At 42.7% G+C, this 20,588-nt stretch carries 16 protein-coding genes; 3 read left to right on the top strand and 13 right to left on the bottom strand.

Annotation, left to right across the window (positions count from 1 at the left end; genetic code table 11):
* Positions 1 to 7 precede the first annotated feature (7 nt).
* From tssJ to L1D31_RS00940, 3 genes are read right to left on the bottom strand one after another with little or no spacing between them, the layout of a single operon-like run.
* Positions 8 to 508: a type VI secretion system lipoprotein TssJ gene (gene tssJ, locus L1D31_RS00930; RefSeq protein ID WP_239835228.1), complete on the bottom strand. Its 501-nt coding sequence runs from the start codon at positions 506 to 508 to the stop codon at positions 8 to 10.
* Positions 501 to 1,892 carry a type VI secretion system-associated FHA domain protein TagH gene (tagH, locus tag L1D31_RS00935; protein WP_239835229.1) on the bottom strand — a complete coding sequence of 464 codons (1,392 nt, stop codon included), beginning with the start codon at positions 1,890 to 1,892 and terminating at the stop codon, positions 501 to 503. Before tagH ends, tssJ begins: the two co-directional genes overlap by 8 nt.
* Positions 1,893 to 1,904: 12 nt before the next feature.
* Positions 1,905 to 2,507 carry a hypothetical protein gene (locus L1D31_RS00940; protein ID WP_239835230.1) on the bottom strand — a complete coding sequence of 201 codons (603 nt, stop codon included), beginning with the start codon at positions 2,505 to 2,507 and terminating at the stop codon, positions 1,905 to 1,907.
* Between the two features lie 489 nt (positions 2,508 to 2,996).
* Between L1D31_RS00940 and L1D31_RS00945 the strand changes: the two genes are divergently transcribed.
* From L1D31_RS00945 to L1D31_RS00955, 3 genes are read left to right on the top strand one after another with little or no spacing between them, the layout of a single operon-like run.
* Positions 2,997 to 4,331, top strand: a complete 1,335-nt coding sequence (locus L1D31_RS00945) for a type VI secretion system ImpA family N-terminal domain-containing protein (protein ID WP_239835231.1) — start codon at positions 2,997 to 2,999, stop codon at positions 4,329 to 4,331.
* 2 nt (positions 4,332 to 4,333) lie between these two features.
* Positions 4,334 to 7,729: a type VI secretion system membrane subunit TssM gene (tssM, locus tag L1D31_RS00950; protein WP_239835232.1), complete on the top strand. Its 3,396-nt coding sequence runs from the start codon at positions 4,334 to 4,336 to the stop codon at positions 7,727 to 7,729.
* A gap of 38 nt (positions 7,730 to 7,767) precedes the next feature.
* Positions 7,768 to 8,220 carry an Lrp/AsnC family transcriptional regulator gene (locus L1D31_RS00955; protein WP_239835233.1) on the top strand — a complete coding sequence of 151 codons (453 nt, stop codon included), beginning with the start codon at positions 7,768 to 7,770 and terminating at the stop codon, positions 8,218 to 8,220.
* A gap of 85 nt (positions 8,221 to 8,305) precedes the next feature.
* Here the strand turns inward: L1D31_RS00955 and tssG are convergent, their stop codons facing one another.
* The 10 genes from tssG to L1D31_RS01005 all read right to left on the bottom strand — a co-directional run bounded on the left by tssG (position 8,306) and on the right by L1D31_RS01005 (position 20,570).
* On the bottom strand, positions 8,306 to 9,304 hold the full coding sequence (tssG, locus tag L1D31_RS00960) for a type VI secretion system baseplate subunit TssG (protein ID WP_239835234.1): 999 nt from the start codon (positions 9,302 to 9,304) through the stop codon (positions 8,306 to 8,308).
* Positions 9,301 to 11,049, bottom strand: coding sequence for a type VI secretion system baseplate subunit TssF (gene tssF, locus L1D31_RS00965; protein ID WP_239835235.1), 1,749 nt, complete (start codon positions 11,047 to 11,049; stop codon positions 9,301 to 9,303). Before tssF ends, tssG begins: the two co-directional genes overlap by 4 nt.
* A gap of 17 nt (positions 11,050 to 11,066) precedes the next feature.
* Complete coding sequence (tssE, locus tag L1D31_RS00970) at positions 11,067 to 11,477, bottom strand: type VI secretion system baseplate subunit TssE (protein ID WP_239835236.1); 411 nt, start codon at positions 11,475 to 11,477, stop codon at positions 11,067 to 11,069.
* A gap of 62 nt (positions 11,478 to 11,539) precedes the next feature.
* A complete protein-coding gene (gene tssC, locus L1D31_RS00975) occupies positions 11,540 to 13,015 on the bottom strand; it encodes a type VI secretion system contractile sheath large subunit (protein WP_239835237.1) in 1,476 nt (491 codons plus the stop codon).
* 9 nt (positions 13,016 to 13,024) lie between these two features.
* Positions 13,025 to 13,534: a type VI secretion system contractile sheath small subunit gene (gene tssB, locus L1D31_RS00980; RefSeq protein ID WP_239835238.1), complete on the bottom strand. Its 510-nt coding sequence runs from the start codon at positions 13,532 to 13,534 to the stop codon at positions 13,025 to 13,027.
* A 26-nt stretch (positions 13,535 to 13,560) separates the two neighbouring features.
* Positions 13,561 to 15,126: a type VI secretion system protein TssA gene (gene tssA, locus L1D31_RS00985; protein WP_239835239.1), complete on the bottom strand. Its 1,566-nt coding sequence runs from the start codon at positions 15,124 to 15,126 to the stop codon at positions 13,561 to 13,563.
* 3 nt (positions 15,127 to 15,129) lie between these two features.
* Positions 15,130 to 17,124, bottom strand: a complete 1,995-nt coding sequence (locus tag L1D31_RS00990) for a protein kinase (RefSeq protein ID WP_239835240.1) — start codon at positions 17,122 to 17,124, stop codon at positions 15,130 to 15,132.
* Positions 17,125 to 17,336: 212 nt separating this feature from the next.
* Positions 17,337 to 18,290 carry a hypothetical protein gene (locus L1D31_RS00995; RefSeq protein ID WP_239835241.1) on the bottom strand — a complete coding sequence of 318 codons (954 nt, stop codon included), beginning with the start codon at positions 18,288 to 18,290 and terminating at the stop codon, positions 17,337 to 17,339.
* On the bottom strand, positions 18,287 to 19,270 hold the full coding sequence (locus L1D31_RS01000) for a DUF2169 domain-containing protein (RefSeq protein WP_239835242.1): 984 nt from the start codon (positions 19,268 to 19,270) through the stop codon (positions 18,287 to 18,289). Before L1D31_RS01000 ends, L1D31_RS00995 begins: the two co-directional genes overlap by 4 nt.
* Positions 19,251 to 20,570 carry a hypothetical protein gene (locus tag L1D31_RS01005; protein ID WP_239835243.1) on the bottom strand — a complete coding sequence of 440 codons (1,320 nt, stop codon included), beginning with the start codon at positions 20,568 to 20,570 and terminating at the stop codon, positions 19,251 to 19,253. The genes L1D31_RS01000 and L1D31_RS01005 overlap by 20 nt, the downstream gene beginning before the upstream one ends.
* Positions 20,571 to 20,588: the final 18 nt, after the last annotated feature.

Below are 20,588 nucleotides of genomic sequence, written 5' to 3' on the forward strand. Positions count from 1 at the left end.
TTGTTCCTTAAAAGTAAGTTTGCTCAATTCCACGCGTAGAGTTGAACGACAACTCGCTTCCCTCTAGCTTCAGTTTTAAGAAGTATTCCGATTTTTCTTCAATTAACTCGACTTTTCGCCACGACGAGCCATTAATGTCACGAAAAGCCGCTGAAAACCCCAATGCTCTTGTCGCGGGATCAAGGACAAGCACTTCATGGATTTTTTCACCCGGCTTTAGCTGGTACTCATAACGTTTAATGTATTCATCACCAAGTGACGCCTTGTCATTCTCGAATAAGGCAAAGAAGTCCAAATTACGAAACAATACTGGAGAGGTTAATTCATGAATACGAAGAATGACTGGAGAAGGTTGCCCTCCATCACGCTGATTTAACTGAGGTGAAGCTTCAATGATCAACTCAATAGATGAGGTTTCCGGCGTAATGCCGCTCGACTCCTTGAACTGATCCCACATTGAGCAACCAGTTAAGGAGAAGAATAAGAAAAGGACGATAAGTTTACGCATATTTTTCTTTTAAGAGTCGATTATAATTTTCTTGAACGAGTTTTTTCGTGCCCACTCCGTGTACACCTTTTAAACTCTCCAAATAGTGCAATTTGTACGTGTCCCACAATTTTTGTCTGGCCAGAAAACCTTTGTTCTCGCTCTTCTGCTCAAAGATTATTGGATCGTATTGGCTGATACTTTGTTGAACATAGCTATTAAGAGCTTGCTCATATAAAGACTTATGCTCGCTGATTTCATCCAACATTTGCTCTACAAGTTCGTTGGGTGACAACATACTTTGCTTGTTTAGATCCAACATTAAGCTGATCAAATCGGTATCAGCGGGCGTATGAGATTGCTTCAATTCTTCAATTTCAACAAGCTCATGCTGCAGTTTTGTCATGCACAAACGTAGGCAAATCCCCATCTGTTCGAACAGGCGAGGATCAGCATCAAGTAGTTCATCATCAGTCACACCCAGACCTTTCTTGAACGAAGACAACAAATCGCTGTGTGAATGCTCAGGAGTCACCGCACCTTTTTGTCTATCATGCCCTTCAGAAGGTTGCGACTCAATTTTAGGTGCGACTTCTTCCCACTGCTCGCTCTGGACTTTTATTGCGCTTGGCACTGATGCGGTGGATTGCTGCTGCGCAGGTACTGAAGCTGTCGTGTTCTTGGGTTGTGGGCGCGGTGTTACAGGTGGTGCTGTATTTTCCACTTGTTTAGGCTGAGCATCAACACCAGCCATCCAGTCTTCAGGAATCAGACTCGGTGCATCAAACTCTGAATAAACACTTAGGCTGTCATCGACCATTTGACGTGCTGATTCATTCGCCACAACAAACTGCTCAAGCTCTTCTTCCTCTGAACGAATAAGATGCTCTTCGCTTCTATCAAGTGAGAAATCCAAGTGTGTCATTGGGTCAGAGGCGTCGGACTCGTCAGGTTTTGTCTCAAGGAAAATTTCTTCCAACGGCCCCTGTTGCTCAAGCTCTGCAGGCACTTCATCCAGATTAACGAGCGGATCCATTGTATCTCGGTCAGGGGTAATATCGAATGCAATATCCGCAGTATTAGCAGTACGTTCTACGCTGACTGATAATTCATACTGCCCTAATACAATACTATCCCCTTCATGGATTGGAATAGGTTGATTTTTAAGCAGTTTATTTCCATTGACAATGACTCCATTGGTGCTGACGTCACTAATATAATACGCATCACCATAAATACTCACTAAGCAGTGAGTACTGGAAATATAACGATTGTGGTCAACCAAAGGAACTGAACATCCTGGGTTGCGGCCAATAGAGCCACCACTTTCTGGTAACTCTACGAACTTTGCTCCCGTGTATTCTTCAGGATGCTTTGATATGACTATAACCAAGCGCTCTAACAAAGCTTTTATCCTCTAGAAAAGAAGTGACACTGTGAACTCAACACCACCAAGGCCATCGTTGTATACCGGTAGAATATACGAAGCTTGCGGGATAATCTGGAGGTGTGCATCCGGGTTGCTGCCTAACTTGATCACAGTACCGATTGTCGCTACAGCCCCCGCTTCGAACTGATCAATATCTTCAAGTTGTGAACCATATTTAAATCCATCACTATCCACAACCCAACGATTCGAATACTGGCTATAACCAGCTGACAAACCTGCACCAATATAAGGTGTAAAAATAGACCAACTGCCTAGAGCATATTGGGGCACAATTCGTAACTCGTAGTTGGTTACTTCTTGATAGATACCGTTTGCAGGCGCATCAATAGATTCATTGATATAATTGAACCCTAACCACCATCTCCAGCGGTTGTTGTCTTCATCGATTGGTCGAGTGTGGACAAAACCATATCTCAACGCGTCAACTGTGCCGCTCGTTCCTTCTTTGTATTCGATGCTGTCAATGCTCAGCATATTAATGGAGCCACCATAGCGCTCCCCTTTCGCGTTAGCCACCGTTGACACAGTACATGCCAATGCGAGTAAGCCCAGTCGACTTAACTTGTTCATCCTTTTATCCTCAAAAGGTCTAAAGTCAAAAGATAAATTAAAGATTCAGCAAAATAGCAGGCTAACTAACAAATTCAATAGCGAAAAAAAATCCCCACACAATTATGTTCTTTCTCCTATCGTTAACTTCTTTTTTCCTATCAAAATGGACATTTCAACTATTAGTCAAAATTCAACCAACAGTCTCAATATTTAACTCGAAATGATGAGTAGAAAGGGCAAATCCGAAATTGCAATCATTTGCCTGTATAATATGGACAATAAATAACCATACTGTAAATATGAAACACCACCACTATTTACTCTTCTCTCAATTAAACTTTAGTAGTAAACGATAGCGGTCACATTTAATGAACTTTAATTAGCTTTAAGCAATATCTTATCTACAAATTACTTTTCTCCTACGTAAAATCCTCCTCGTGATAATTAAGAATTACTAAATAAGACACAAAACACTTTTTATAATTAACGTCATTTGGGTAGGATTTAATGTACTTTTCAGACTTTGCTCGGCGGCCAGTGGACGAGCTCACTCCTTGTGGAGTAAACCCAAACAATCTCGAAGAGTTTGAGGAAATTAAACGGCAGATTAATAATATCAACAAGGTAACTGGACGAGTTTCATGGAAAAAAGTCCAACAACTATCTAAAGATATTCTTAAGAATAAAAGTAAAGATTTGCGTTGCGGTTGTTACTATGCCGTTGCATCTGCGCATAATGACGGTTTAAGTGGCTTTGTTGACGGGCTAAATTCAATTTTAGATTTATGCGTTGTCTACTGGTCATCATCGTTTCCTGAGGTGTCTAAAACCAGCGCGAGAATGGGCGCATTTGAGTGGTTAATAGAACATGCCGAAAGACGTGTTAAACAATTCAATATTGGTGTTGAAGATCGACCTATCCTTGAAGCAGGCCACAGAGTATGTTTACGAATCGAAGAAGAGCTCAGACTCCACTACGGTCACAAAGCCCCCTCACTAGGTGTTATCCGCCGACTGTTTAGCCAATATATCGATGAGATAAAAGAACTCGAAGATAAGAAAGAGGCGCAAAGAAAAGCTCATGAGAGAAAGGAGCCGACCCAAAGCGCCGCTAACACTTCCGTTCCAGGTGGTATTACTGTCAATGTCAAGCCGCCGATGACGGAAAAAGCCCCCCCAATACCAACAGAAGCAGAAAAAAGTCGCGCTACCGTTTGGACAATAGCACTCGTTGTTGGCTTATTTATATTTTCACTCAGCGCTTACTATTTGCACAAAGAACAGATGCTAAATAGCTACAAGCAACAGATTGCTTCAAACAATATCCCAACCCTCCTCCAAGTGACTGAAAGTTTGAGGCTAGAGAATAAAGATACTCTCAATAAACTTAAAGAACCCTTAATTAGTACTATCGATACTATTGTTTATGATTTAGAGAAATCACCAGAAAAGATCGGTCAAATATCAAGCTTAATTCAACTTACAGATAACCTCTCAGAGCTATATTCTGACTCCTCATCCGTTCAAGTACTTTCCACAGAGCTACAAAGAGTGAAGAATCAATTAGAAAAAGACTTCACTGATATCAGCTCTCGATTTTCACGAGCGCGAACTGCAATCGCCAATTTGAAACTAGACTCAGGTGACACGAATACTAAGCTCGCTTACCAGTACAGTAATTCATTATTCCCGCTATTAGGGCGCATTGAGTATGCAGAAAAAACAAACAACACAGAAGAGCTGGATCGCTCACTCATTCTTATAAATGTTTATCTGCATAAGATCGCTCAATTAAAAGCAACCCAAGAAAATCAAACATCAAACCAAGTAGTGGCTGAATAACTATGCTAAAAAATATAATACGTCATCCGATATTCCTATCCACTTTACTTGCGCTAGTATTGGTAGGTGGTTTAACTGCAGTACACTTTTTATTCCCCGAAGTTGTTTCTAAAACAATTTTCTACCTTTGTCTTGCAGTCATTGTCTTAGTCTTTTGTGTATATCAAATCACTCTTTTCGTTAAGAAGAGAAAACAAAGCCGTGACCAGCAACTCGAAACTGAAGAAGAAGCTCTAAGCTTAGTATTAAGACCCCTGCTTATCAGCTCAAAGAAAAAGCCTATCTACTTGATGATAGGTAATAAAGCTGCGGGCAAAAAGCAATTCTTATTCAGTTCAAATGCCATTAAATCTATTGATACGTCTCGAACTACAAAAAACGACTTTTTCGAGTGGTATGAATCTGACGAAGCGATATACCTCAAACCAGATCAACGCTTGGTATTTCAAGAGGTTTCAGCGGCAGACTCATTACTGTGGGATACCATGGTCTCCGAAGTTATTCGCAGCCGCCCACGTAAACCATTTGCGGGGTGTTTGTTCTTTACTGACCTTGAGTTTTTAATCATTTCTGAAGAAGAACAAATTGATTACGCGCTTACCGCTCTGATAGAGCGCATCACTTCGATCTGTGACCGTACAAACACTGCTCTGCCTGTTTATATGGTGGTATCTAAGCTCGATAAATTGCAAGGCTTTAAAGAGTATGTTCAGCTCAGCCCACTAAAACACAATGTCGAGTACCTTTCTATTCCGCTGAAAGACTCCAAAGGCGTGTTAGTTGACTACTACCGTGACAGCTTTAGCAATTTAGTAAAAGTCATTGAGAAGAATGCTCTGGACTCTACCTCTCAATCTAACGATACCACGGAAAAACAAGCGATTCTGTCGTTCCCTAAACAACTTGAGATATGTCAGAAAGAAGTTGAATACGTGGTACAAAGGCTAAGTGAAGTTAATCGTGGTGCCTACTTCCTTGATCTGCGCGAGTTGTTCTTCTCCTCATGCCTTCAAGGCGGACGCAAATACAATCTACTCGCAAAAAGTTGTAGCACATACTTCAACCTACCTATTATTGCATCCGAACACACTCAGCTATCTGAAACGCCCTATTTTACGCGCTTCCTGATTGAGTCTCAGATCCTTCCTGAGGCTGATTTTGCTGGCGAGAATAAGACTTACCTTAAGAGAATCCTGCGTCAGAGTCGCTTAGCTATGGTTGCCTCCATCGTATTTCTGGCAGGTGGTGCTTATCTACTCGGTACAACTCTTGATAGTAACCTTCGAGTGATTTACCAACTTCTTAACATTGAAACGGATGCTCAATCAGCGAACAGCACTCGCTTACTTGACGAGAAATTGGCCTACGCCATCACTCAAATTCAGCCCGTATATAATGCTTGGGTTGAAGGTAGCGAAGCATTAGATCAAGAGCTTGTTTCTCTTAATGTCAGCCGTTTAGAGCCAGCGACTAAAATGGCGTACCAAACCCTTCTGAATTCAATTCAGCAAGAACTGGTACCTGTCATTGAACAAACTTATCGTGTCCAGCTGACTAAGTATCAAGATAAGCCAATTCAAGCACTTCCAATACTTAAGGGCTATCTGATGCTCAAAGAAAAGAGTAAACGCGATTTACCCTTTATGACCGCACAGACACAGTCAACTCTAAACAAGGTGATTGGTGACTCTGAACAGGTCAGTACAGCGATGAAGTACTTGAATGCCTATTTCAGAACAGATTTTGAACCCGTCAATATTAATATGGACATCGTCCGTGCAACTCGCCGTAACCTATTAGCTGAATCCAATGTCGATTTGGTTTACGCCCAATTGATTAACCAAGCGAGCACTATTGACTTAGGCACTTTGAACCTTGAACGTGCCGTAGGCTTCGACTTTAACAATGTATTTAATGACCAAATAGACCAAGATCTTCTTGATATTAGCAAAGTTTACACCGCCACTGGCTTTAGCACTTTCTATCGTCCTCGTATCGATCTGATGTCAAAAGACGTGATCACAAATAACTGGGTATTGGGCCTGTCTAAAAATGTCACCCCAACGAAAGAAGAACACGAAGCATTTAAAGACCAAATTCGTAAAAAGTACACCGACGACTACATCAATTACTGGCGTAATGCGTTGAGTGAACTTAAGGTCAAGGAATATCATTCAATTGGAGAGCTAACGAACGCTATCGATCTAGTTTCAGGTCCATCTTCACCACTGACGACTGTATTGAAGCAAGTTTACTCAAATACGCACTTCTCTCCGGTTGGCGAAAAAGAGCTATTAGCCAATAAAGTGCCTAAAGCGGCAACTGAAGCAATTGATAAACTTACTGACTCTGCTGAAGAATTTGTACAACCTGACTACCTGCTAATGCAACGTGTCGAGCAAGCATTCTTCCAGTTGAATCAACTACAGATCAATGAAACGCCTAACTCTCCTACTCCATGGGATGAAATTGTCACTGCGCTGAGCAACCTACGTACTTACATGAAAGACATTGCGGACTCTCCAGATCCACAAATGGCTTCTTTGCTAGCTGCACGCTCACGTATGAAAAGTTCAGAAGCTGATCCGATTGTTCGATTGAAGCAAATTGCCCAAAAATCGCCAGAACCAGTACGCAGTTGGTTACTCGGAATGGTTCAGCAAAGCTGGTCAGTGATGATTGCCGAGTCAGCAAAAGGCGTTCAGACTCAATGGTATAGCGAGGTTTACACCAAATATCGTGAATTAGCATTGAACAAATATCCGTTTGATTTGAATGCTGAAGAGGAAATTGCACTTGAAGACTTTGAGCTGCTGTTCTCGACAGGTGGTATTATTGATACCTTCATTCAAAAAAACCTGGCGTCTTTCTACGACACTAACCTGTGGACACCAAAACGGGTTGAAGGCGAAACTATGCCACTGACACCTGAACTTCTGGTGCAACTCAAAAACTACAATGTGATTCGTGATACCTTGATCAATAAAAGTACTAACCGTGTCTACATCCCATTTAGTACTAAGATTCTCGACTTAGACTCCAGCGCCATTCGAGCAACGGTTAAAGTCGCAGACTCTCAGATGAGCTACTACCACGGACCAAGTCGTATTAGGGAACTTGAGTGGCCGCCTAAGAGTGGTGACTTCAACGTGAGTATTACAATTCAAGATGTAACTGATGAGGGCAAACAATACGTACTGAGCAAGAGTGGCCAGTGGGCGATATACAGACTACTAGGCCAATCCACACTAACAAATCAACATGATGGTAGTTTTGTTAGTGATATCACTGTTTCAGGTCGCGACCTGAAGCTAAGAGTGAAGCCACTTTCGCAAAGGAACCCATTTACCTTGGCAGAGTTGTATAACTTCTCTCTACCAGAAACCATCAACCTATAAAAAAAGTAAACATATAAAAACAACGTAAGGCAGGATATATGATGTCAACTACTAACCTTCAGGGATTAGACAAACTCGATCGGAAAATTCTCTCTAACCTTTTGTCTAATGGCCGAGAGTCAATCGCGAACTTATCGCGAAATATTGGCTTGTCACGTACAGCAGTGGCTGAACGTATCAGTCGACTGGAGAAAACCGGTGTAATTAAAGGCTATACCGCACAGATCAGAGTTGAGCAAGAAGGCAGATCTGCAGCCAGTTACTTGCTAATCTCCTGTGAGAAAGGTAAGAAGAATAATGTCACGGAAGCTCTTAAAGAGCTTCCTGAAGTGAGGCTGACGAGTATTGTCGGTGGCACTTACGATATTATTGCTCTCATTGAGGCGCCAGATCTTCAGTCGATACATACCCTGTGTAATGAAATCGAGTCGTTTAACGGCATTCAGTCACTAAACAACACCGTGGTATTGCATCAACCTATCCGACGCTAATCTTTATCAAAGCTTGAGTAGGACACATTAAAACAAAACCCGCGAATATCGCGGGTTTTTATTGCTGTCGACCATAACGGCTTACTTATAACTGACCAATTTGCTTAATTGAAGCATCTTTTTGCTCTGGCTGACCCAACCAAACTGTTTGCCCCAATAGATTACCTTCACCCCGCCCTAGTTCGTTTTTAGGAATCGTATCCAGTTTCACCTTCATAATCAGATCCCAAGCTAACGGATCTCTTAATATAAATTGCATTAAGCCAATAAGAGTTTTGTAGTTTCCTCTACCGGGTAAAAATGTTTGATAGGTTGAAAAGTCAATGTCTTCAATACGTAGATGGAATTTACCCACAAGGTCAGGAAGTGTTTTGCCCAGGTGCAAATCATGCCCTAAGACACAATTCATATGGTTCAATTTGTTGCGTTGCGACTGATGAATTGCCACACGTCGGTATATCCACTCATCGACAGTCACATTCTGCAAGCTAAAGTAATGAGCCACAATACCGGATATCAACTTTGGTGAGCGAGTCCGGGTCGATAACTGACTGACGTATGAGAGCAGTTTGGCTCTATCCAGTTCACTGACTTCTGCCTCCTGCATCACGGAGGATAACCCTAACAGGTGCAACATCCTCCCTGAGAATGGGTCCTTAGCATCACTCAGATACTGGATATGATAGCGATACTTCTTCCAAACACGGTACACCAATGAAATATGGCGATTATGGAAAAAGTCAAAAAACTGTTTAACTGGATTATCTTCATCATCACGTCCTGCCAACTTCTCCGTATAAGAAGAAGGCAAAGGAGAGCTCGAGCCGTGAAGCCCGAGAAAAGTCACTTCTACGCGTGAGTAGGGATTGCCCTCCACTTCATAGTGTGAAACATAATCAATGTCGCTTTTCGGGAAAGCTAAGCTCGGCGAAACACTAAAGCGAATATGCTCCTGCGCAATGTACTTATTTTGCCCGATCCCTTGGTAGGTAAAGTCTGTTTGAAATTGGTAATACTTTTCTAGCAACGAAACTGCTTGAAAAAAACCAAACTCATGAGTTTCTTGTTCAATTTGATTAATCATAGAACCGTTTGCTGCCCAGCTAAGCTTGGCCAATGATAGTTTTCACCCGTTTTTTCGTCGAAGACTTCCAGCTCTGTAAACGAGTTTAAACTGGAATACAAACGAATGAACTCATTCAATACACTGACCAACAAGAACATATCACCTTCATTAACAAAGTAAGTAGAGTCGACCGTCAGAGTGAACTGAGTTCCTCGAATCGCCGTGCCTCGAAATACCCTGTCTGCTGGCTTCATTTCCGTTTTCTTGATTCCATCTAGGCGGTGTATTGATGCACGATGGGCTTGACGGTCCACTCGGGAATGGAAGTCATACGTTGATAGAAGCACCTTAAGTACATCAATATTTGCTAATGAAAGGTAGTTTAGCGACATATTGGCAATCAATTGCCATTGCAACTCTCCGTTCACCTGTGGGCTCACCGATTGAGTTGGTTTGGTAATGTTTGTAAAGCTCGCATATGTCGGTGAATTGTGCGACGTATAAGTCACATCGCCGACAGACAAACGCTCTGCCAAATCGCCATTACTGCACGTCAACTTCATTAATACCGTTTCTGAGCCTAAATCTGCAATATCACTGTTATGGGTATGGAAAGAGATATAGCGCTCCAAACCACGACCACTGACTCGCTCAGAGACTTTCGTCTTATAGAATTCTCTTTTGTCACGTTGATTGATCTGATGCTCAAACGATTCAAACTCGATAAGCTTCTTACGACTGCGTTCGTTTTTACTCCATGTCTCTACATTCTCAATCGAGTACACTTCATAATGCTCTTGGTTACTGCTTTGTGGTCGAACTTTATATTCACTTCGACGGTGTTCCAAACGGATAGGATCACCATCTTTATGGAATAGATTGACAGACGGCGTACAGTGCAAGCGTAAATGTTTATTCTTTAACACCACTTCAGAAGGTAACGCTCTCTTAAACACAAACGAGACTTTGACCGTTGAACGCTGAGGAATACCACTCAACCATTCTAAACCGGTCACATCAAAGAACATGAACTTCTCTGGTAAAGAAAAATATTCTTGAAGCAAACGATACCCAGAAAACGAGTTAGCGCCATAAGGAAGAATCGCTTCATCATCGCCAAAACCCACAGGCTTTATATTGCTTGCAGGCAATTTATGCTTGTAACCGCCTCCTACATCAAGCTCAATGTAATCGAGATAGCGAAACAACCATAAATATAAAGTACGCGTTATATGCACCTCACCATGCAAATAGAATCGCAGCGAGTCCATCTTCAATCTAGATAACTCTTGCCCATATTCTGCCGCAATGGTCACATCAACATTAGAACTGGTACGGCTATTAGATTGCTCGACATTAGTAATACTGACCGGATATAGAGCAACATCGTAACAGGTACGAAATAGACATTGCGTCCCTTCAACCTGTTCACTGGCCATTTCAACACCTCGCTTCACGACTGTTTTTTCCGTCACTCCCCCAACATGCGGGGAGAGTTCAGAAATACACATCGACGGTACCGAACGCATATAATGAGGCCAAAGCAACGTCATTAAAGACTGAGTTAGCTCCGGCAGTTCATCATCAATTTTTTCTCGAATACGTCCGGTTAGAAAGGCAAAACCTTCCAGCAAACGTTCGACATCTGGGTCGTAAACGCCTTCTCCCAGAAAGTTCGTTAACTTAGGGTGATATTTTGCAAACTCACTCCCTGCTTCACGGAGATAAGAAAGTTCATCCTGAAAATATTTACTGCTGCTCACGAAGATTTCTCCTGAGTTTACACGTTAAACTTACCGTCAACGCCCATGAACACATTGATAGACATTGGTACCTGACCACCGTTGTGGGAAACCTCACCAGTGATGCCAAAACTCAGCTGTAAGGGATTATGAAAGTCTTGCCTGTAGGTCACTTCGACGTTGCCTAGCCGAGGCTCAAACTTATAAATAGTGGTGCGAATGTTCTGCTGAATATGACGCACAAGGTTTGACTGACTGGCTAGAACATCATTGAAGTCTGGAAGACCATAATCATTGTCTATCATTGCATTCCCGGCATGCGTATTAAGCAGATCTGCGAGATGAATGTGAATCGATTCGATAAGATGTTTATGAGATACAACTTTTTCGTAGCAGTTTTTGGGTTCACCCAATTCTATGCGTTCGAGTAAGCGATAACCTTTTTCCATACTGAATCCCAAAAAGAGCGGCCAGCAAAGCTGGCCGCTCGAAACTTAAATAAACACTCTGATTACTGATCCAGTTTACCAACTAGAGACAGATCGAAGCTTGCACCCATGTACTTGAAGTGCGGACGAACAGACATTGATACTTTGTACCAGCCTGGATCGCCTTCAACGTCAGAGACTTCAACCTTCGCAGCGCGAAGTGGGCGACGACCACGTACTTCTGCTGGCGGGTTTTCCTGGTCAGAAACGTACTGACGAATCCATTTGTTTAGTTCGATCTCTAGATCAGAACGCTCTTTCCAAGAGCCAATTTGCTCACGTTGTAGCACTTTGATGTAGTGAGCAAGACGGTTGATGATGAACATATACGGCAGCTGTGTACCCAGCTTGTAGTTCATTTCCGCGTTTTTGCCTTCTGGCGTATTCGCATAAACCTTAGGCTTCTGGATAGAGTTTGCTGAGAAGAACGCAGCATTATCTGAACCTTTACGCATCGTCAGAGCGATAAAGCCTTCTTCTGCTAGTTCGAACTCACGACGGTCAGAAACTAGGATCTCTGTTGGGATCTTGGTTTCGATCTGGCCCATTGACTCATAGTTGTATACTGGCAAGTCAAATACCGCGCCACCACTTTGAGGACCAATGATGTTTGGACACCAGCGGTACTTAGCAAAAGATTCACTGATCTTAGATGCCATTGCGTACGCAGAGTTACCCCATAAGAAGTGGTTATGGTCGTCAGTCACTAGCTCATCGTAATCAAACGCTTTAATTGGGTTGTCTGCAACCGAGTAAGGGTTACGTAGCATAAAGCGAGAAGTACATAGGCCTAGGTAACGTGAATCTTCATGTTCACGTAGACCACGCCATTTCGTGTATTGTGGCCCTTCGAATACAGACTTAAGATCTTTCATGTTTGGTAGCTCTTCATAGCTATCCAGACCAAAGAACTTAGAAGAGGCAGACGTAATAAATGGTGCATGTGACATTGCACCAACATTTGCCATGTATTCCATAAGCTTGATATCTGGGCTAGAAGAAGTCAGCTGGTAATCACAGATAACTGCACCCACTGGCTTACCACCAAATTGACCATATTCACGCGTATAGATCTGCTTATAGAGGCCAGATTTCACTACTTCAGGCGCATCCTCAAAGTCATCCAGCATTTCGTCTTTCTTCGCTGAAATCAATTCAATAAGGATGTTTTCACGGAAATCAGTGTGATCAACTAAGTACTTAAGACCACGCCACGTAGACTCGATAGCTTGCACTTCTTCGTTGTGAAGAATGGCATCTACCTGCTTAGACAACTTCTGATCAATCTCGCTGATCATAAGATCAACCAAGGATTGGTCAACTTTCTCAGCAGAGTTATTGCTTAAAAGTTCACCGATGAACGCTTCAACACCACGCTTGGCTACGTCAAAACCTTCATCACTTGGCTTTAGTCGTGTTTCATTAAGAATGCTGTCCAGAAGAGAACCAGACTCGGCTAACGCCGCTTCTTGTTCTGGAGCTTGTGCTTCTGCTGTCATAATACCCTCTTATTCAGCCTTTTCAGCATCTTGGCTCTCACCAAGGCTGAGTTCTTCTAGTAGTTTCTTACGAGCTTCTTCGTCCTGAAGAACGGCAGCGATCTTCTTACGGAAAGCAGGAACGTTACCTAGTGGGCCTTTCAACGCAACCAGTGCTTCGCGAAGCTCTAGTAGGCTGTTTAGTTCTGGAACACTTTTAGCAATCGCCTCAGGGGAGAAGTCCTTCATGTTCGTAAACGTTAGATCAACGCCAAGCTGTGCACCTTCTTCATCAGTAAGACGGTTTTCAACGTTAACTTTTAGATTTGGCGCGTAGCCTTCCAAAACCTCGTCAAAGTTGTCTTTGTCAATGTTGATTGGCGTACGTTCTTCGATTGGTGTCTCATCAGAGCGTGCTGTAAAGTCACCAACAACCATCATATTCAGCGGCAGTTCAACGTCTTCTTGCGCATCACCAGTTGCTGGAACATAACGGATATTAATTCGCTCTTTAGGAGCTACCGAGCCATCGCGTGACATAATTAGTTCCTTATCTAATTGTGTAGTTAGTTATAGATTGACTCCCACTCCTCAAACTTTGCAGGCAACAGCTCCTTGCTTGGATACAGCTGCTTCAGAATTTTTTGAGTTAATTCATCTAATTGCAAAGAAAGGTGTGGTTCCCAGCTGCTCAGGCGCATTTCGTCCCTGATAGACCATAACTTTTCAAGATAAGGTAAACAGAGCGCGTAAAGTCCAACAGCTTGGTAAGCTTTCACGATTTGTAAATGCAGCATGAACTGCCCTCGCCCAGAACTATCTAGTTCTAGGTTTTGTGCAACTTCAGCTACGCGTTCTCCCAAGTTTTCGAGAGTAACATCGTCCATTGACACCAAATCGCCTTCTTGCACGACCACACTAGGTAACATTTGTTGACCTGCACTGGACGTTGATGAGCTTGCTTTATTAAGCCACTCAACCGTTGCTTCGTTGGCAAATGGAATCGAATTTTTGAATGACAGAGCCTCAATGCCCGGTAAAGATTGGGCGAAAGCTTTAACCTCTTCAGATACTGCTTGCGCCGCCTCTTCAAGACTCAAATTTTTGAGCATCTGATAAACATAGTAATGACCTGTAAGCCAGAAAGGCGCATCGGTCAAAGTACGCTCTAGTCGTTTAATAGTATCAATATCACTTTCTTGCTTTGCTTTGTCTCGATATTCGGATTGTTTGTCCTGAGACACAGCAAGAATTAAAGGCGTTTCATTGTTCTGATGGTCTGGCAACTCTTCGATGTCTGACCAAGTCAAATGTCTGTGAATACGGTAAGAGAGCGGCAGTTCAGGCTCGGAGCCCAAAATCATTTCTGCTACCTTTTTCAGCGTTCGTTTAGAAGCTGTAGGTGAAGAAAAGTCGGTGTCGACATCCACTTCTCTTTGCGGTCGACTTACAGGTCTCACAGTACTTGGTTTAGCAACTATAGGCTTAGCTTGCGTTGGCTCTGGTGAAGGTTGACTTTCAGGTTTAGGTTGTGAAACTTCAATTGGAGCCTGTTCAGCCTCTGGCTCAGAAGATACCGCATGTGTCTCGTCAACTCCTGCGGATTGAAGTAGACGGTTCAGCTCACTACGCAATTCAAAGAAATCCGCCTCAGAATCTTGGAATACTTCATCAAAATGGCGTTGAATCTCTTCCACTGCATCATTACAACGTGATAGCGCATCCCATGAAAGTTGCTCGTTCGGTAGCTTAGGCAGAGCAAGTTTGAGCTGATGATTAAGCCACTCTACAGCACCGTCTCGGCCGCGCTTTCTGCGCGGGTATAAATCAGAGCCAAAGCGAACCAACGACTCGGCCAGCAATGAGAGGCCTTGCTCTAACCCCTGTAAGCCCTCACTTTCAACAAGAGAACGCGTCAGGTAACACATCGCTTTAAAATCTTTGCTGTACTTAGTGATGACTTCGGTTGCATGATTTTGAACCACAGCCCAATCGACCGTTTCGCCAAACAAAGAGCCGAATTTTTTGACTTCAGCTTCCATCATTTCGAAGCTGAACTCATAGCGCGCGTCTTCACCCGCAGGCGAAGCATCATTGATTGGTTCAAGGAGCGTATTAATTTCTTCAGACATCACTTAGCTCCTTGCATCCGGCTGGTAGTCATGAATCGCACGTTTTACAGCCAATGCACCACGGGCTGGCTTAGACTTTTTATGACTTTTTCGAATCGCATCGCTTGCCATACTGTTCAACAACTCAGTCACTTCGCTGAATTTTTTCGGCGCATTCACTTCTAAATCGTTGAGAGACGCATTGAGCTTCGCATTTTCAAATATGGCCTGTTCCGTCACTGTGCTGAAAAGAATGTACTCACTACGAGCAACTTTTAAAGCTCGGATCTTCGCGTTTAAATCTGGAGTGCTTCTGTAATACTGCTTTGCCGCTTCTGCTTGTTCGATTGCGCGTGTGTAATAATGCTGCTCTGCGTTTGCATCAATCGTTGCATAAACTTTATTCAATACGTTATTAGGCAAAACTTGACTGTAATAATACGACTCCGCTTGGTGATTCGCCCATGCAGTTTTCATGTAGTCATCTACCGCTTTGGCACGACCATTTAAAATCAAGTTCACTAACTCAGAATCTGGTTTACCTAAGTAATTTGTCACTTTCTGAGCTTCAATGGTCAGCTTGTTAAGGTTTGACATCAGCTGATTAAAAGATCGTTCGGATTTAGCAAACAACACACCATCGTTATTTAGATTCTCATGGAGTGATACGAGCTGAGTACGGATGTCCCTTAATGCAACTGGAATATGACTCGCCACTTCCCTGCGCTCATTCAAAGATTCTTCATTATTCTGATAGACATTAAGTAATTTGGTTTGTTGGACTCGATATGCATCGCGGTAAGGTGCCATCATAACCACATCATTCGACATATCATCCAGTGCGTACTCAATCTCCCACGGAGGCTGAGCAAGAAATGAGGCGGTTTGAGCCGGCTTAATTTTATTGACTAACACCGACGGATCAGTAAAACCTGGCTTTGCTGAAGGCTTCCATTCAGGCTGCAAATAATCATAAAAGTAGGTACCAGTAACCAATACAACGGATGCCACTAACGCTGCTTCCAAATACTTAAACCGACCCAATGCAAATTTATCCGCCACACTGTGCTGCGTTAAGACAAGATCAGCGTTTCGTAAATTCGAAAAGATTGGAGCACTGTTATCGGATTTGAGTGCCTGTGTATCGATACGAGCAAGTGCTTGCGCAAAAGAGATCGCGGTATAGCCATGCTCTCGAGGTTTGTTGATGACATTTTTAAGCAGTGACCAGACATGTTTTGGAATCAATTGGCAGCGCTTGTTCTGACCTAATAACTGACGCCAAACATCACCATAAGATGATCCCAAGAAGAGATGACCTGTCAACAAGGCTAAAGAGTAGACATCGTCTTGAGGCTTAGCAATACCGCTTTCGACGTACATTGGTGAAGCATAATTCATGCTTACTTCTGCTGGCCCTTGCGATTCATCTGTATAACGAGCCGCGCCAAAATCGATTAGCTTAACGCTATCATCTTCGCCAACAAGTACATTCGCAGGTTTAATATCTAAATGGCAGACACCTCGGGTATGCATATACTCTAGCGCACCAGCGAGCTGATAAACGAGCCAAGCAATATGATCGTGTCTAAAGCCTTTCTTTGAGTGTCTTTCTATTTTCTCAGCAAGAGACTCACCATGTATCCATTCATACATGATGTAAGGGCGATCAAACTCATTGCCGATCTTAATAAAGTCAGCAACGCTAGGGTGTTGAGAGATTTCAAGCTTGCTTGCTTCACCAACCAGTAGCGAGTGTTCGTGACTAGATGTCCCTTCATTGGCAACTTTACAACAGACCTGCTTATCAGGCTCACCTTGCTTCGCGAGGTGGTACAATGTCGTATTACCATTTTTTGAAGGAAAAGACTCCAGTACATCGAATTGAGAGAATAAAACATATTCCAACTTAGGCTTATTTCTTTGTGCTTCCTGCTGCTCTAACTGTTTTTTTCTCTCAATCGCTTTATGAACTAATTGATTGATATAGCTGTCGCTTGATCCATTTTGATCAGACACGTTTTACTCTTTAGCCAACTAATAATAATAACTAGGGGGGCATATTAATTATTTTGAATATTGTTTTTCAACTGTGTAAAAATAAAAAGCCCACTATATCTATCAATTTAGTCAGAATGACGGTAGAACCGATAAAACATGTTTCTCTTTGACAGCTTAAATATAAATCTATTATTAGCTGGGAGCCATATCATGGCACAGCTTAGCATCGGTTACTTATAGTCACACAAAGACATTCTTAATAAGCCACGATCGCCATTTAGCCCATACATGAACAAAGATGCAGAGTCAGATGATTTGTGCACTTGAGTGAAACTACCAAGCAAAGCCATCGCTGATGATTGACCTAGCGTCCCCCATAAATCATTGATAAGAAAAGGCTGTTGCGGGTTAGTGAATTTCTCTGCTCGTGCTCCTAAAGCGAAACCATAATCTTCCGTATTATTCCTAGAGTTATTCATATCTGAATAAACACGGCCTAAATGTTCAAACGCTTCACCAGCCTTGCGAACTAAACGCATCATGCCTCTGCGATCTGACGTGTTCCACTCAGCAATAAAGTATTCTAATGAAGCAATAGGTTTCAATTTGAGGGTCTCAATAATGTTTTTTTTAGTGAAAATGACACCTGCTCCCCCTTCACTAGGAATTAACCCCCAAGGATTTTGACTTCCCATGACTTTGGACTCTGTAATGAGCGAATCCAAATCACAAAATAGAGAATCAACAGCAATACAAATTACCGCATCTTGTTGGTTGAGCACGCTTAATGAGTCATGAATAAATCGGGGACCACCTACATGGGAGATATCGATCTTTGATAGCCACTTAGCATGCTCACTTTCTTCTATCCAACTAAGTAAACGGTTATTTTCTATCGACTCTGGGACAGAAATTATGACAGGAACAGGTTTAAGAGTTTTCGGTAACTTACTTAACATAGAAGAAAGCAGTGTATCGATCATATCGACAGCCCTGTCTTGCTTCTCCTCTCCTTTAATAAAGTCAGCTTTGGCGTAAGTATACTTATCGATTCCGTTTTCATCAGCTTGCTGATTAAAGCGAGCTAAATCCGCTTTAGCTACTGCCAATGAAATATCTAAATTCATCCCCATTGGGGTCAGTACATCAACATCCAAAACATATCGACCATAAACATTACTCATACTTTCTCTCCTACTTTGAGTACCTTGGAGGAAACGAGCAAATGCTCTTTAGCCTGACATGGGAAAGACGCGCTGTAACTGATCGTCAGGCGTTTTGCTTCTGTATCGATAAATACGGTATACATCGCCATTGGGACCCTAAATTTTTCTTCACCAAAATCAGCCACTGCGACATATTTTTCTGATGGAATACGGAAAGAAAAAACGTCATCATGAGAAAACCCACTCATCATCAGACGCTCTCCTCCTTCTAAAAAACCATTACATTGCTGATCTGCGGGAGCTGACTGATAGAACCTGCGATTAAAATCTTCCGGTAACAGAGGGCGTCGAGACTCTTGCCACTTATCATCAAAAGTACCTGCGTATTGCATTCTCTCGGAAAAAAAAGGCGGAACAGGCCCAAGACCAGCAACACGTAAGTTTTTCGTATTTGGCCCCCAATCCTCATTTGGAAAAAACACCGATGGAACCCCTCTTTCCAACAGCTCTGAGCTACTTTTAGCCACGCCTGAACCAAGACGATTTCGCTCATCACCACCCAAAGCTCTTGAATAGTCAATTTCCGCCTCGACATAAGCTTTAGGGAGAGAAACCGTCACACTACCACCATGCTCAACCCACTGTCGCTCACCGTGTACTGCAATTGTTTTGTCGATATGACTATCAATGAGTATTCGACACTCATGATAGGTCACTGGGCGTTTTGCATAGGCCCTGGCTTTTCCGTAAACCAGCACATCCGTATTCTGCTTTGAGACTGGAAACTCATGATCAATTTTCATGGCCGATAAACCCGGTTCACCTAAATAAACAGGATCATCATGAATCTCTTCGGCAAGGACTTCTTGCCAAACTTTCTCATTTAAATTCCATTGACGTTTCGCCGTCAGTACCCAGACTTCATGCCCATTTTCGTCACGCTGAAAACGACCTTTTGTTTGCAAATCTGTCGTTTGCTCAATATCCCAAAGTTGCATTCTGGTTCCTTAGGTTAAATCGTTCAATCGCTGCTGGTTGATCGGAAATCTTACTGAAAAGCCAGTTTTGCTGTGAAACTGGCATTGTCCAACTCCACGGTATATAGATACGCCCATGGATACAGAGATGTCGCCATATCCAATCTCGGTATTTCGCTGGTATTTTGATATTTTTCATCGCAAGAACAGTCGATTCAAAAGTCAAGGTTTCGCCTAAGCGCATCGGCTTATTCACACGATGACCATCAAGCTTACACCAATCATGCAGTCGAACCACCGCTTCTCCCCATTCGTATTCAACGCCTAAATCATGAGGGTTTAGCGGAAAGCGATCCCCATACACAATATAAAGCGCAAATAGCCATTCCTCACCCTGCTCTTCATCAAGCGCCATCACATGCTCTACAGCTGAAGAAATCCATTCTGGGCGGCCGGTCAATACCATCTGAACTGGAGCCATGTCGGTTGTTGGATCAAACTGGTTAAACTCCACTAGCTCAAGTAGCTTCGCGTAGGTTGCAACATTTTCACTGGGTAACCCCTGCTCTTGAACACCAAAACGCTTTCTAAACCATGTGCCTCGGTCATGTTTACACAACAATAATTCAAATAAGTATTTCTCGTCATTTTGGATTTCATTGATCCATTCAATACTGTCTTCGACGTCAAACTTAGCAAGCACTGGATGTACCTCTTGCTCTTTAAGCGACTCATGCTTAATCCAATGTTTTGCAAGACCAATACTTAGTGTCTGACGTAGCCTCATCAGCTCAAAACATAGCTGCCTCATCGAGACCTTACCTTCAACAAGCTGAGCTAAAGTGATATCCAAATAGGCGTTTTTTGAGTGCAACATGAGTAATGTTGCATCATGAGCATCAAGGGATTCAGCAATCTTAAAGGCTGCGAACAAATGGTTACGATCCGCTTCAAACTCTGGCTCAAGCATCAACCACACAAAAAGTTCTGGGGAAGTCTCTTTTAACTCATAAACCAACCCAGGGTGCAATTTATAGAGTGCTAAGTAGACTTGCTTCACTTCATGCATTTGGCGCTCTACCAAACGTAAATAATCCTGACTGTTTGATGGGTAACCTTTACGGTGCAACCTTACCCACTGCTTGAAAAGGAAAAAGAGTGACTCTATGGCTAGACCCGATTTCTCATGACAAAACTCAAGCCATACTGGCTTCAAAGTACTTAACTGAGCAATTTGAGAGTCAAGCTTCTCCATTGCTTTGGCAAGATCTTGATCATTTAACGCTGAGTTAAGCTGCTCTTTGGTAATTCTCTGTCTCATACTCTATCTGCGTAAATT

Origin of the sequence: Vibrio sp. Isolate23, assembly GCF_022398095.1 — a bacterium.
GTDB lineage: Bacteria > Pseudomonadota > Gammaproteobacteria > Enterobacterales > Vibrionaceae > Vibrio > Vibrio coralliilyticus_A.